This window comes from Desulfosediminicola flagellatus, assembly GCF_005116655.2.
GTDB classification, from domain to species: domain Bacteria; phylum Desulfobacterota; class Desulfobulbia; order Desulfobulbales; family Desulfocapsaceae; genus Desulfopila; species Desulfopila flagellata.
In genome coordinates, this window is record NZ_CP050698.1 from 5,820,486 (window position 1) to 5,834,117 (window position 13,632).

At 47.0% G+C, this 13,632-nt stretch carries 14 protein-coding genes; 3 read left to right on the forward strand and 11 right to left on the reverse strand.

Annotated elements, in window-relative coordinates:
* The first annotated feature begins 228 nt into the window (after positions 1-228).
* From FCL46_RS24125 to FCL46_RS24135, 3 genes are all read left to right on the forward strand, one after another.
* On the forward strand, positions 229-1,131 hold the full coding sequence (locus tag FCL46_RS24125; protein ID WP_136810651.1) for a DMT family transporter: 903 nt from the start codon (positions 229-231) through the stop codon (positions 1,129-1,131).
* A gap of 249 nt (positions 1,132-1,380) precedes the next feature.
* The gene (locus FCL46_RS24130) at positions 1,381-2,322 is read left to right on the forward strand and encodes a hydroxymethylglutaryl-CoA lyase (RefSeq protein WP_136810650.1); all 942 of its coding nucleotides are present in this window, start codon (positions 1,381-1,383) and stop codon (positions 2,320-2,322) included.
* Positions 2,294-3,070: an IclR family transcriptional regulator gene (locus FCL46_RS24135; protein WP_167506093.1), complete on the forward strand. Its 777-nt coding sequence runs from the start codon at positions 2,294-2,296 to the stop codon at positions 3,068-3,070. Before FCL46_RS24130 ends, FCL46_RS24135 begins: the two co-directional genes overlap by 29 nt.
* Before the next feature lie 73 nt (positions 3,071-3,143).
* On the opposite strand, the gene FCL46_RS24140 is transcribed toward FCL46_RS24135, so the two are convergent.
* From FCL46_RS24140 to argF, 11 genes are all read right to left on the reverse strand, one after another.
* Positions 3,144-3,755 carry a transglycosylase SLT domain-containing protein gene (locus tag FCL46_RS24140; RefSeq protein WP_136810648.1) on the reverse strand — a complete coding sequence of 204 codons (612 nt, stop codon included), beginning with the start codon at positions 3,753-3,755 and terminating at the stop codon, positions 3,144-3,146.
* Positions 3,756-3,872: 117 nt separating this feature from the next.
* Entirely contained in the window at positions 3,873-4,517 is a 645-nt protein-coding gene (gene fsa, locus FCL46_RS24145) for a fructose-6-phosphate aldolase (RefSeq protein WP_136810647.1), read from the reverse strand.
* Complete coding sequence (locus tag FCL46_RS24150) at positions 4,514-4,789, reverse strand: YHS domain-containing protein (protein WP_136810646.1); 276 nt, start codon at positions 4,787-4,789, stop codon at positions 4,514-4,516. The genes fsa and FCL46_RS24150 overlap by 4 nt, the downstream gene beginning before the upstream one ends.
* Before the next feature lie 258 nt (positions 4,790-5,047).
* Positions 5,048-5,635 carry a 2-amino-4-hydroxy-6-hydroxymethyldihydropteridine diphosphokinase gene (folK, locus tag FCL46_RS24155; RefSeq protein WP_136810645.1) on the reverse strand — a complete coding sequence of 196 codons (588 nt, stop codon included), beginning with the start codon at positions 5,633-5,635 and terminating at the stop codon, positions 5,048-5,050.
* A 23-nt stretch (positions 5,636-5,658) separates the two neighbouring features.
* Positions 5,659-6,468: a 4-hydroxy-tetrahydrodipicolinate reductase gene (gene dapB / locus FCL46_RS24160; RefSeq protein WP_136810644.1), complete on the reverse strand. Its 810-nt coding sequence runs from the start codon at positions 6,466-6,468 to the stop codon at positions 5,659-5,661.
* A gap of 267 nt (positions 6,469-6,735) precedes the next feature.
* Positions 6,736-7,617, reverse strand: a complete 882-nt coding sequence (gene dapA / locus FCL46_RS24165) for a 4-hydroxy-tetrahydrodipicolinate synthase (RefSeq protein ID WP_136810643.1) — start codon at positions 7,615-7,617, stop codon at positions 6,736-6,738.
* Between the two features lie 96 nt (positions 7,618-7,713).
* Positions 7,714-8,553: a diaminopimelate epimerase gene (dapF, locus tag FCL46_RS24170; RefSeq protein WP_136810642.1), complete on the reverse strand. Its 840-nt coding sequence runs from the start codon at positions 8,551-8,553 to the stop codon at positions 7,714-7,716.
* A gap of 143 nt (positions 8,554-8,696) precedes the next feature.
* Positions 8,697-9,758, reverse strand: coding sequence for a fibronectin type III domain-containing protein (locus FCL46_RS24175; RefSeq protein WP_136810641.1), 1,062 nt, complete (start codon positions 9,756-9,758; stop codon positions 8,697-8,699).
* A 2-nt stretch (positions 9,759-9,760) separates the two neighbouring features.
* Positions 9,761-11,161: an argininosuccinate lyase gene (argH, locus tag FCL46_RS24180; RefSeq protein WP_136810640.1), complete on the reverse strand. Its 1,401-nt coding sequence runs from the start codon at positions 11,159-11,161 to the stop codon at positions 9,761-9,763.
* Between the two features lie 5 nt (positions 11,162-11,166).
* Positions 11,167-12,363 carry an argininosuccinate synthase gene (locus FCL46_RS24185; protein WP_136810639.1) on the reverse strand — a complete coding sequence of 399 codons (1,197 nt, stop codon included), beginning with the start codon at positions 12,361-12,363 and terminating at the stop codon, positions 11,167-11,169.
* A gap of 107 nt (positions 12,364-12,470) precedes the next feature.
* Complete coding sequence (gene argF, locus FCL46_RS24190) at positions 12,471-13,388, reverse strand: ornithine carbamoyltransferase (RefSeq protein ID WP_136810638.1); 918 nt, start codon at positions 13,386-13,388, stop codon at positions 12,471-12,473.
* Between the last annotated feature and the right edge of the window lie 244 nt (positions 13,389-13,632).

The window sequence follows — 13,632 nt, forward strand, 5'->3', positions numbered from 1 at the left end:
TTTCTCTGGTTGTACGTTTGTGATCAATCAATAGTATCTGAGGCAACCTCCCGGCGCTTTCATACAACCTGGCGGAAGGTGCAGAGTATCTACATCCACATATCGTCAAAGGGGTTGACAATTTAAGCCACCACGATATCCTTCACAACGATACATCATGTTGCCTGAAAGGACAACGCCAACATTTCTACCCTTGCCTTTTCTCTTTTCAATTGTTTTGGATAACCTATGTCGCGACCTGTTTCTCCCTACTTCCTTCTCTGCCTTACCAGTCTCTTCTGGAGTCTAAACTTTATCATCGGAAAAATGCTCGTAACAGTTATTCCGCCTGTAACCATCAGCTTTCTACGATGGTTACTCCCGTGTCTCTTTTTTATGATATTTTACCGACGTGATCTACAAGCCCACTTTTCCAATTTTACCAGCAGGGTTCCTCTCATCCTCCTGCTTGGAGCGACTGGTTACAGTCTCAATTCAATCATGGTCTTTGAGGCCGTAAATTATACCACTACGATTAACACGTCTTTTATCAATTCCTTCAACCCTGTTCTGATCGCTCTGGCAGGATTTCTGATGTACCGTTACCACGTAAGCAGACTCCAGGGGCTTGGTTTTCTCATTTCCCTGTCTGGTGTATTGTTCATCGTTTTCAAAGGAGAAATACGGAATTTCATTGCCTTACAAGTCAATATAGGTGACCTGTTCATGGTTGCAAGTATTTCACTCTGGTCCATTCACACAATTCTCTACAAGAAGAAAGCACATCTGTTTTCAGGCAGGGGAATATTTCCACTTATGATGCTTGGGGGCTTGATAGTGACCTTCCCCTTTTCACTGGCAGAGTGCATTTATGACGACTGGTCCTGGATTGGTAATATCCGTTTCAGACATGTTCTGGCAATTCTTGTATTAAATATATTTCCCTCAGTACTCGCCTCCCTTTTCTGGAACCATGCGCTCACAAAAATTTCAGCCAATCGTGTGGCAATTTTTCAATACCTCATTCCGGTATATACTACACTCATATCATTCTTTTTTCTTGGAGAACGACTCCAATCTTTCCACCTCTTCGGAGGCGCGTTGATCTTCTTCGGGGTAATGCTCGTTGCGACTATTAACGTGAGGCGATAACCGATAGGGGGGAAGAGCCAGCAAGACTACACAATAATATTACGCTCTTTATTGAGATCTATTTGAAAGTTTACACCATGGTGGTGTAATTCATCATCTAACTCCTGATGCCAGAAATTGACTGCGGATACAGATTTTGCTCTTGTAAAATATCCCAAATGAAATATCCTTACCAGCAGTACTACATTCCACCCAGAAGGACATCAACCTTGATGCAAAGAATATTCACCATACTGAAGGAGAAATACCATGCCTCAATCTGATGACGTGCTCCTCGAAGACGAAACACTGCGGGATGGTCTGCAGATGGAACAACGAGTCTTTTCACTTGAAGAAAAGCTCGATATATATACACATCTCAAAAATTCTGGAATTCAACGAATACAGGTAGGTTCTTTTGTCCATCCAAAGTATGTGCCGCAGATGGCAGACACAGATGAATTTATTCGTGAAATAAAAAACCAGGGTAACGATGGACCATTACTGACCGGTCTTATCCTTAACAGCAGAGGGTTGGACAGAGCGCTGAACTGCGGTCTTTCTCATCTCTCAATGTCCGTCTCAATCAGCAATTCTCACAGCATCAAAAATGCAGGAAAACCTGCTGCTGAAGCACTGATCGAGATGAGTCATCTTATCCAAAATGCAATGCAATCCGGGGTAGTAGTCAGGGCTGGCCTGCAATGTGCTTTCGGCTGTGTCTATGACGGAAAAATTGAGGAACAGGCGGTTTTGAACGCTGCTGAAAAATTTATTAACGCCGGAGCCTCTGAAATCAACCTGGCAGACTCGACAGGAATGGCAAATCCTCAATCTGTACGGTACCTTGTGAACCAGATTCGCTTAAAATTTCCGGAAACACCTGTATCGTTACATCTTCATGATACCCGCGGTCTTGGATTAGCGAACATGTATGCGGGCTATTGTACGGGTGTGCGGACCTTTGACGTCTGCTCCGGCGGGTTGGGCGGCTGTCCTTACGTTCGAGGAGCTTCCGGCAATGTGCCGACCGAAGATGCTGTTAACATGTTTTCGGTAATGGGTGTCGCCACAAATATTGACATCCAGGACATTTGCGCTACTGTAGCAGGTTTAGAACGAATTCTTGAACGAAAATTACCTGGCCGAATGTGTTCAATCCTTGCCTCTGGAATCGGAAATTGTGGATCAAAGCAAAAAGAAGAAAACTGAAGTTCAACTGGTAGATGCTGTTGCCAAAGCTCTAGAAATACTCGACTGTTTCAGCAAGCACGAAACAGAATTGTCTCTCAACCAGCTTTGCGAAAAAACCGGTTTATATAAAAGCCGCGTCCATCGGTTATGCGGTACCTTGATCGCTACAGGGTATCTGGTAAAGACTTCCCGTTCCAACTATCGCCTTGGACCGAAATTGATGGTTCTTGGCAAGGTGTATGAAAACACTAATTCCCTTCGCTCTATTGCCGAGCCGTTTATGAAACAGCTCAGTACCGAAACCGGGCAATCCACAGCGCTGTTCGTTGTCGACGGCATGCAGTGCATCTGTATGGCTAGAGAAGTTGGCTCAGGAAGACTGGTTTATTCGATCAGCGAGGGTGACAATATGGCTCTTGCTCCAACGGCAAGTGGTAGAGTACTCCTGGCTTATGCTGAAAAGGAATTTATAGAGAAAGTGCTCTCAGATGCGGCAACTCTCCCTGCACCTGATGCTATCGATATAGAAGAGACCAGACAAGCGCTTGAAACTATCCGTAAAACAGGCTTTGCAATCAACAAGAAAGGCATAGAGGAAGGTACGGCAGCAATTGCCGCCCCGATTTTTGATTTTGATCGAAATGTTGCCGCTGCCCTGGCCATTGTCGGGCCGGAACATAGATTTTCCGACAACCAGTGTGATGAGATGCTCAGCTCCTTGCTTGCTGCCGCCAATGAAATGTCGCGCCTGATGGGTGAATCGTAACCCAATCCTACCACTATTCCCGATCTCTCTACCTCAGAGCAGCAAACCTACCACGTTTTTGGGTGGAGACTATCTAACTTCTGCCGCGGTTCCGATAGCCCTTATAATGCTTTAACACCTTCGTCACGTAACGAAGTGTCTCTGGTATCCTTGGGACACCGTTTGCCCGCTTAACTGCACCCGGGCCAGCATTATAGGCAGCAATAGACAACATCAGGTTATCATCGAAAATATCGAGCATCTGACGCAGATAGCGGGTGCCGCCGTCAATGTTCTCTTGTGGGTCGAATGGATTGTCTACTCGTAGCTCGCGGGCTGTTGCGGGCATAAGCTGCATGAGACCCTGTGCTCCTTTTTTCGAGACTGCAGTGCTGTTAAAATCTGATTCGGCTCGGATTACCGCTTTAATGAGGAACGGGTCAACATTGTATCTGACACCTGTTGTCCAGATCGCCTGATCATATGAAGAAGAGCTATAGGTATAGGTGGTCGGCCTGCTGTTATGGAAGCGTTGCTCCTTATAGATCTTGGTGCAACCGGAGGTTGAAGGAGCATTGGTAAAACGTATTGATCCGTTGGCATCGCGGCAGGTATAAACCGCAGCCATGGTGTAGCTGGCTGACAATAGCAACAGGGCCAGCGTCAAAGAGGCGATGAACTGTTTAGCAATAGTATCCGAAAGCACGCTTGCCTCAGGTCTGTGAACATCCTCATCGGGGGCTGAAAGGAATTTTTATAAGAACAGGATGCAGGGTTTTAATTACCCGGCATCCTGTCTGGTACTAGAAAACTCATTTACGACTTACTTGGTACGCTTTTCCCAATCTGCAAGAAACTGCTCCATACCTTTGTCGGTAAGCGGGTGCTTGGCAAGCGACTCAATTACTTTAAGCGGAATGGTAGCAATGTCAGCACCGATCAGTGCAGAATCAAGAACGTGCTGCGGGCTGCGAACAGAAGCAACAATGATCTCGCTCTGGTAACCGTAGTTGTCATATACAGTAACGATATCACCTACCAGGTCCATTCCCTGAACACCGATATCATCAAGGCGGCCAACAAACGGGCTTACAAAGCTCGCACCGGCTTTAGCTGCAAGAAGCGCCTGAGCTGCAGAGAAAATGAGGGTTACGTTGGTTCTAATGCCCATTTCGGTAAGCTGCTTAACAGCTTTAATACCTTCCACAATCATCGGAACCTTGATAACGATCTGGTCGCTGATTTTGGCAAGCTCTTTAGCTTCTGCAATCATTCCTGGAGCATCAAGGCTTACAACCTCTGCACTTACAGGACCGTCAACGATCTTGCAGATCTCTGCGATGATTTCTTCGAAAGGCTTATCTTCTTTAGCGATAAGGGAAGGGTTTGTGGTAACACCGTCCACCATACCCATCTCTACACCACGTTTAATCTCTTCAATGTTCGCTGTATCGATGAAAAATTTCATCTATTTTCTCCTTGTTGGGCAATAAATTTATTACAGCACTCTTCGCTACAGAAATAGACCGTCGATCCGTCATGTTGCAGATGTATAGCCTGCTGTTTAGGGACAAGGCTGTTGCATATAGGGTCTTCCATCAGAATATCCTCTACAGGTAGTTCTGAACGGGAGTCCGAGTTCGTGTTTTCTTCAGGTTTCTTATCTTTTCTGCCCCCTGTAATCATGCGATAGGCAAGATACAGAAGAACAGCTATGACAACGATACGTAGAGGACTCAAGTCACCTCTCCTTCGTTACGGGGTAGGGTCGAAAAAATATTTTCCAAATTGATCCCAAAACGTCCGGACACCATGCCCGGACAAAAACCTGCACTGCTATGTAACAGATACACTATAATCCGCAACCAAATAAAAGCTAAGTGTGCTTTAAATGGCAATTATGGCGCAATACGAATCAGGTCGCAAGTTATCTGCAATAGCACAAGCAAAAGTGCCGGGAGGCCGCTAAGTGATCATTCAGCAACTCACTGAAAAGAATCAACTCACTGCCGCCCTGCGCTGCTTTTCAACATGAAGCTGAGGGTCTTCCTGCCATGTTGACCTGCTGATCTCCTGCTTACGCTCAACGCCGCTCTCTATGCTTTTATGCAAGCGGGCCTCAAGCTCCTGAATGGTTCGCCCACGCCTGCAATCTACAAAATCGGGTGCAATCTCAGCCATCGGCGAGAGCACAAACAACCGATCGTGCAGGTGAGGATGTGGCAGAATAAGTTCGGGTTCATCGATTTCCTGTTCGCCATAGTAGAGCAAATCAAGATCAATCTCCCGATCCTGATAGCCAAAGGCCTGTCCATCCCGAACTCTGCCCAAAGCGGTCTCTACGGACAGCATTATCTCAAGCAGTTCATAGGGATTAAGCGTGGTTCTAATCTCGCCTACAGCGTTGGTAAACCAGTGTTGGCTGTACATATCAACAGGGGACGAAACATATGGGCTGGAGATGGCAACACAGTCAATCCGCTCATCATGATCCAGCGCTTCCCAGGCCTGCAGCAAACTCTCAAGGCTGTTACCCAGATTTGAGCCCATGCCTATAAAGACACGGGCAGTCGCATCAGCACTCATTATTTTTTACTCTCCTGATCCTGTTACAGATCGTGAAGACCAAGTACATCAAACATAGTATACATTCCGCTTGCTTTGCCATCCAGCCAGGCAGCAGCTGTTGCCGCCCCTTTAGCAAAATGATCACGGCTGTGAGCCCTGTGGGTCAGTTCGATCCGTTCACCCGGGCCTGCAAAATAGACGGTATGTTCACCAACGATATCAGCCGCTCGTATTGTTGAGATGCCGATCTCCTCAGATTTACGTTCACCGATAATACCGTTTCTCTCAAAAACACCTACTTCAGAGAGTTTCCTATTAACTCCTTCGGCTGCCATCTCACCAAGCTTTAACGCTGTACCACTCGGTGCATCTTTCTTTTTGTTGTGATGGGCTTCGATAATCTCTATATCGTAGTCATCACCCAGAATCGCCGCGGTCTTTTTAACAAGCTTGAACAGAACGTTGACGCAAACCGACATGTTCGGTGCCTGAACACAGGCAAAGTTCTCGGCAAGCTTTGCAAGCTCTGCAAGGTTTTCTTCACTGAGCCCTGTGGTACCGATTACCATTGCGGTGTTATGCTGTGCAGCAATTCGGGCAAAACTCATTGTGGCGGCATGAAAGGTAAAATCGATAATTACATCGCCTTTATTAACAACAGCTTCAAGCCCTTCCTCAATGATCACGCCATTCTTTTCACCAAAGGATAACTCACCGGCATCACGCCCGATATGTGGGCTGCCTGCTGCTTCAAATGCCGCAGCGTAGGTAAGACCCGGATGGGTGTTAACCATATGGGCAACACGCTGACCCATTCTGCCGGCTGCTCCGGCAATGATTACTTTTGTCATTGTTTTCTCTCTATCAAGCTGAGGAATTTAGAAAAATTCGATCAGCTTTTTCAAAGTGTGTTCAGGCCTGGATGCTGTCCAAGAAAAGTGATTTTGTGCAAAAGGCCATTCTCGGGCGTTCTCGTAGGGGTTTATCGGATTATAGGCATTTTTTCTCAGATCGAGGCATTTGCTGAAAATTAAGCGGAAACATATACTAATATTACGAGCATTAATTTTCAGCAAATAACGAAGATATGGGGAGAAAGGGCATAATCCGGCGGTCTCCTAGTTTTTTTGAAGCTGATCCATTGCCGCCTGTAATGTCTCAAGTGTCGGCTCATCTACCGGGGTAATAGGCAAACGTACTTCAGCGCTCTTGATCTGTCCCATTAGCTCAAGACCCTTTTTGGCAGGAGCGGGGCTTGGGCAGCCAAACATACATTTCATCAGCGGAAAGAGTTTGTAATGCAACTCTTTAGCCCGTGCATAATCACCTTTAAGTGCTGCTTCTATCATTTCGGCCATGCCTTTCGGATGCATGTTGGAAACAACAGAGATAACGCCCCTACCACCAACTGCAACTGTCGGCATTGAGGTAAAATCATCACCTGAAAGTAATATAAAATCCTTAGGACACATACGAATGACATCACTGATCTGCTCAAGACTCCCGCACGCTTCTTTGATTCCGATTATATTTTTCAGCTCAGAAAGACGGGCAACGGTTTCAGGTGCGATATTCACCACAGTTCGTCCCGGCACATTATAGAGAAAAGTCGGGATATCGACTGCCTCTACCACCGTTTTGAAATGCTGATAGATACCTTCCTGGCTCGGCTTGTTGTAATATGGGGCAACAGAAAGTACCGCATCAGCACCGCTCTCTTTTGCACTCTCGGTGAACTCAATGGCCTCAAGGGTGTTATTGGCACCGGTTCCGGCTATTACCGGAATACGCCCGTCAACTGTTTGTACCGCCAGCTCTATAACCCGTTTATGCTCGTCAAATCCGAGAGTTGCGGATTCACCGGTGGTGCCGCATGGCACAATTCCGTGAATACCATTTTGTATTTGAAACTCAATCAGGTCCACAAACGACTGCTCATCGACCTTGCCATCGATAAACGGCGTTACAATTGCAGTAATTGCTCCGTGAAACTGTTCCATGACTTCCTCCCGGTATTTCCTATCGACAACCTGGAAATTCTCATTTTTCAAAGTTGCCCTACATTAACAAAAGACTGTACCGCTATAGCTCTAACGCTATAGCAGTGATTCAGCTGTCAGATTACCTGTATAAATTCTTCGCGCCGGTCCCTGCAGAAAGACTTTCTGCGCTTCCGGTCCTTCTTTTAAATCAAAATGAATCGTCAGAATGTCACCACCAGAGGTCTGTACCTCAACCGGCGACACCAATCCTTTATGAATAGAAGACATTATCGCAGCAGCTACCGTACCGGTGCCGCATGCGCGTGTCTCATCCTCCACTCCCCGCTCATAAGTGCGGCAGTGGATTGTGTTGCCATCGAGCACCCGTACGAAATTGGCGTTGGTCCCGGCTGGCTGGAAAAGCTCATGAAAGCGGATTTTACGCCCCCATTTTTTTATCGGTACTTCATCGTTATCAACAAAGACTACTGCGTGAGGAACGCCGGTATTTACAAAACTTACCTCATGCTCGACCGCATCGAGATTCACTGCAAGGTTGAAGCGATAGTCAAAAGGTGGCGTCATTTGCACACGGACAATCTCCTCATTTTCCATAACTTCAGCTTCAATTATGCCTGCCATTGTCTCAAAGCGCATGTTCCTGCCGGCAATCCCCTGCCTAAATGCAAAACGGGCTGTACAACGTGCGCCGTTACCGCACATCTCAGCCGCGGAACCATCTGCGTTGTAAAACTGCCAGCTAAAATCAGCAACCTCAGAATTTTCGATAAGGATAAGACCATCGGCGCCAACCGAAAACATTCTTCGACAAATCCTTGCAGCCATAGCTGACTGTTCGTCACGGGGGATCAAATTATCGCGGTTATCAACAATAATAAAATCGTTACCAGCGCCGCTCATTTTTTCAAATGCTATAGGAAACTCTATCGCCATCGGTACGTGTCCTCCCGCTTATCGGTCACTTTCAGTTTCGTTGCCTTCTGCACAATACAATACAGCCCTTCAGTCAGCAACGAACGACTGAAGGGCTGTCTCAGATCCTTAACTCCGGATGCCATTTTCAGTTTTCGCACTGACTAGTGCCTGAGGGTGGCCTCCTTAGATTTACCGCTCTCATTAGGAGGGGTGCTGTCATCAATTGCCGTGACACTATAATAGTAGCGTACTTCTTCTTTGACCTCAGAATCAATAAAAGATGTTGATGGAACCTTAACAGATCCGATCTTTGTATATTTTCCGTTGGTCGACGTACGCCTGTAGATGTGATAACCGGCTGTATCATCATCCATAGAACTATCCCAGAGCACTCTGATACCGTCGCCGGTCTCAATAGCCAGAACGCCTGTCGGCACTGGTGGCGGGGTAGCATCGAGCGGCTTAACAGTAACTGCTACACTCTCAGCACCGTCAACCATATCCTCTCCATAGGACGTGATCGACTGAACCTTGTAGCTATATTCTGTACCGTTTATCAGACCACTGTCTGTAAACGCGGTAGCCTTAACAGGTTTACCCAACTTGGCAAAACTGCCGGAACCACTTGTACGCAGCACCTGATAGCTCACCTCGCCATCAACAGCCTTGCCGTCGTTATATGTAGTAACCGGCTGCCACGAAAGCTTCGCACCAGAATCTATTCCGGTTACCTTCAATCCTGTCGGAGCTGCAGATTGCTCATACCAAACAAAGGTAATGATATTTGAATCAGCGCTGGAAGCCCACCAGCCGGTGCGCGCCTGCACTTTGAAAAAATACTTATGCCCCGTCCTCAACATGTCGTATGTGTATGATGCAACACGTTTTTTATCGTCTAATACTGGTTCTCCGCCAGGCAATTCAATCGCCTCAGCAAACGGTACCGGACAGGTCGGACAGTAATCTTCCAACGGGATTTCCGCACGGAAGAGATCAAATGAAGAAATGGCTGTAATATCTGTTCCCTTGATGGTCTCCATCGGATAGGTCCAGGTCAGATTAACAGCGTCTTCCTCAACTGTATACCGCAGATCCTCAATTGCATTGGGTACTATACTTTCTGGTGGTACCGGTGGATTTTTATAACCACAACCTCCGGCAACCAGCATAGCCGCCCCTAGAACCATTGTCCCCGCAACTCGTGCTCCGCGCACTGATCTCATGCTTATATCCCCATTTGTTTTTCAGCATTTTGGACGGCCTCTTCAACCCTCACAAGACCAGTTCCACCTGTCGAAATACGGCTATTCACCGAACCCTCAACACTCAATACCTCAAAAACATCTTTTTCTATAACTGCAGAGAATTGCTTTAACTCTTCAACGGACAGATCATACAACTCACACCCTTTGTCAAGACAGTACGCTACTGCGCGTCCGACAATACCGTGTGCTTCGCGAAAAGGTACATCCTGCAATACCAGATAATCCGCAAGATCTGTTGCTGTAATAAACCCTGTTTTTGTCGCCTCCGCCATGGTTTTGGTTCTAAACTGGAGATTTTCCAGCAACTCTGCCATGATTGCAACAGAAGCGGTAACCGTATCAACAGTGTCAAATACCGGCTCTTTATCTTCCTGAAGATCGCGATTATAGGTCAGTGGCAAACCTTTTACCAATGTAATCAGGCTCATCAGACTACCAACGACTCTTCCGGATTTACCGCGGATAAGCTCAGGAATATCCGGATTTTTCTTCTGCGGCATGATGGAAGAGCCTGTACAGAATTTATCCGAAATATCGACAAAAGAAAACTCACTTGAAGACCAGAGCACCAGCTCCTCAGAAAGGCGCGAAAGGTGCAACTGAATCATTGTGGCACAACTGCAAAACTCGATGGCAAAATCACGATCACCGGACGTATCCATGGAGTTGGCGGTAACACCGTCAAAACCAAGTGCCTCAGCCACCTGCTCACGATCAATCGGCAGACCGGTACCGGCCATTGCCGCACAACCGAGCGGCGAGAGGTTTAAGCGCTTTCGACAATCAAGAATACGTTCACGATCGCGCCCGAACATCTCATAGTAAGCCAGCATATGATGCGCTATCTGTACAGGTTGCGCCCGCTGCAGATGTGTATACCCTGGCATCACATCACCGAGGTATTTTCTGGCCAACAGCACGAATGCACGACGAATGGTGTTAAGCAGATCCGCCAGGATATCGCACTGATCGCGCAGGTACATCTTGAAATCAAGAGCTATCTGATCATTACGGGAGCGGGCGCTGTGCAGTTTGGCACCGGCAGGACCGACGCGATCAACCAGCGCTTTTTCGATATTCATATGAATATCTTCCAGCTCACGTTTGAACTCGAAAGTTCCCGCTTCGATATCTTTCTCAATCGAGGTCAGCCCGTCAATAATTGCCTTAAGCTCATCTTTTGAGAGTATGCCCTGGTTCGAGAGCATAGTTGCATGCGCCCTGGAACCGGCAATATCATATTTATACAGCCGTGAATCGTAGTGGATGGAGGCGGTAAACGCCTCCACCGAGCTGGCTGTACCCTCGGCGAACCTGCCGCCCCAGAGTTTATCAGAACCGCTGTTTTTCTCGTCAGTCATACTGTTTACTTACCCTGCAGAGCCTGAATTCTCAAGCGAAGTCCGTTAAGACGAATGAAACCGGTAGCATCGCCCTGATCGTATACATTATCTTCTTCAAAAGTCGCGAAGCTCTCCTTATAGAGTGACTGATCGGATTTACGACCAACAGGAAAGCAGTTTCCTTTATAAAGCTTCATACGTACGGTACCGTTTACAGTTTTCTGCGCTGCGTCCATGGTAGTCTGCAGCAATTCACGTTCAGGTGAGAACCAGAAACCGTTATAGATAAGCTCTGCATATCGTGGAATGAGAGAGTCACGAATCTTCATAACTTCACGATCCAGGGTGATAGCCTCAAGCGCTACATGTGCAGCACGAAGAAGAGTTCCACCAGGAGTCTCGTAAACACCACGTGACTTCATACCGACGAAACGATTTTCAACCAGGTCAAGACGACCAATAGCGTTGGCACCTGCAATCTTATTAAGTTTGGTGAACAGCTCAAGTGGTTCCATCGCAATACCATCAATCGCTACCGGATCACCGTTTCTGAACTCCATCTCAATATAGGTTGGTGTGTCAGGGGCATTCTCAGGAGATACGGTCATCTTGAACATTGCCTCATCCGGCTCGTTCCAAGGATCTTCAAGGATGCCGCCTTCATAGCTGATGTGAAGAAGGTTCTCATCGCAGCTGTATGGCTTTTCCTTGGTTACTGGAATAGGGATATTGTGCGTCTCGGCAAATTCCACCAGCTTGGTGCGGGAAGTAAGGTCCCAGGTTCTCCACGGAGCAATGATCTGCAAAGAAGGATCTAAACCGATGTACCCAAGCTCAAAACGTACCTGATCGTTGCCTTTACCGGTGGCACCATGGCTGACAGCATTGGCACCCTCAGCCTGTGCGATACGCACCTGCTCTTTGGAGATCAGTGGACGGGCAAGCGAAGTACCAAGCAGATACTGACCTTCGTAGATAGCATTACCGCGAAAAGCCGGGAAGATGTAATCTTCAACGAACTCTTTTTTGAGGTCGGAGATGATTACTTTTTCGGCACCGGTTGCAAGTCCTTTCTTACGAACCGCATCCCAGTCTTCTTCCTGACCAATATCAGCAGAATACGCAACTACAGGACAATCATATTCCTTCTCAAGCCATTTCAGAATAACCGAAGTATCAAGCCCGCCGGAATAGGCGAGTACTATTTTTTTCACATCCATCTCTAAAACCTCTACATGTAAGTTTTCTTGCGTCTTATATTGCCAGGGAGTTACCTAACAGTCCTGGCTAAAAATATTCTGCTGTGCGCAGCATATGTATTGTTTTACTATTCTTTCGTCAGCATAATCTCGAGAATAGCTGCATGTATGTGCATCTTATTCTCCGCCTGATCCCAGACCACGCTCTGCTCTGATTCAAGAACTTCTTCTGTGATCTCTTCTTCACGATGAGCTGGAAGACAATGCATAACAATTGCATCTGCAGGAGCGAGCTTCATGAGATCCGCATTGACCTGATATTCCTTGAATATTTCCAGACGTTCATCCTGTTCTTCTTCCTGCCCCATAGACGCCCAGACATCAACGTTAATCACGTCTGCGCCTTTTACAGCCTCTTTGGGATCACGAACAAGAGTGATCGGTTTGCTGGCAACTTCCGAGCAGCTGGAGAAGATCTCAGGGTCGGGATCATATCCTTCCGGACAGGCAAGAGTCAGTGAGAAACCAAGTTTGGCAGCCGCCTGAATCCAGGAGTTAGCCATATTGTTGCCATCGCCGACCCAGGCGACATGGAGATTGTCAAGATCGCCCTTCTTCTCGATCACAGTCATCACATCGCTCAGCACCTGGCAGGGATGGTGCAAATCTGTCAGGGCGTTAATAACCGGTACGGAGGAATATTGGCTCAGTTCATCAACGACATTCTGGCCGAAGGTACGAACTACCATTCCATCTACGTAGCGATCCATTACTCTCGCCATGTCTTTAAGCGGCTCTGAGCGGGCAAGCTGGGTGTCGCGGTTTGAAAGAAAAATTACTTGACCGCCAAGGCCGTACATAGCTGATTCAAAGGAGACACGAGTACGGGTGGAGGGTTTTTCAAAAATCAGGGCAACGGTTTTGCCAACCAGATGCTGATGAATGATCCCTTCAGCTTTCTCATTCTTCAGCGTGATTGCCCGGTAAACGAAATCAAGCAGTTCTTCTTTTGTAAATTCCTGTAATGCAAGTAAATGTTTTGGCATGGTAACACCTCTATCAGCCGGAAAGCTTGGCCCGGAAGTCAAATATTTTGCTCTGGATTTGTGTAAATACCGGGGCTTGCTTCGCGGAGTAGTATCTCCCCACGTCTGTAGACTGTCTATATTTTGAGGAGAAAAGAAATATCATTACATAAAAAACGGGCTATTTGCAAAGCATTTTCCCCGCTATTTCGCTACCCTTGGCCCAAAAAACGATTATTTTACGAAAACACCAGCTGAATTGTCA

Excerpts from the sequence above, each read along its gene's own strand:
- FCL46_RS24185 (WP_136810639.1), bottom strand. The coding sequence starts at position 12,363 with ATGGATGTGAAAAAAATAGTACTCGCCTATTCCGGCGGGCTTGATACT.
- argF (WP_136810638.1), bottom strand. The coding sequence starts at position 13,388 with ATGCCAAAACATTTACTTGCATTACAGGAATTTACAAAAGAAGAACTG.
- FCL46_RS24125 (WP_136810651.1), top strand. The coding sequence starts at position 229 with ATGTCGCGACCTGTTTCTCCCTACTTCCTTCTCTGCCTTACCAGTCTC.
- argH (WP_136810640.1), bottom strand. The coding sequence starts at position 11,161 with ATGACTGACGAGAAAAACAGCGGTTCTGATAAACTCTGGGGCGGCAGG.
- FCL46_RS24130 (WP_136810650.1), top strand. The coding sequence starts at position 1,381 with ATGCCTCAATCTGATGACGTGCTCCTCGAAGACGAAACACTGCGGGAT.
- fsa (WP_136810647.1), bottom strand. The coding sequence starts at position 4,517 with ATGAAATTTTTCATCGATACAGCGAACATTGAAGAGATTAAACGTGGT.
- dapB (WP_136810644.1), bottom strand. The coding sequence starts at position 6,468 with ATGACAAAAGTAATCATTGCCGGAGCAGCCGGCAGAATGGGTCAGCGT.
- FCL46_RS24175 (WP_136810641.1), bottom strand. The coding sequence starts at position 9,758 with ATGAGATCAGTGCGCGGAGCACGAGTTGCGGGGACAATGGTTCTAGGG.
- folK (WP_136810645.1), bottom strand. The coding sequence starts at position 5,635 with ATGAGTGCTGATGCGACTGCCCGTGTCTTTATAGGCATGGGCTCAAAT.
- dapF (WP_136810642.1), bottom strand. The coding sequence starts at position 8,553 with ATGGCGATAGAGTTTCCTATAGCATTTGAAAAAATGAGCGGCGCTGGT.
- dapA (WP_136810643.1), bottom strand. The coding sequence starts at position 7,617 with ATGGAACAGTTTCACGGAGCAATTACTGCAATTGTAACGCCGTTTATC.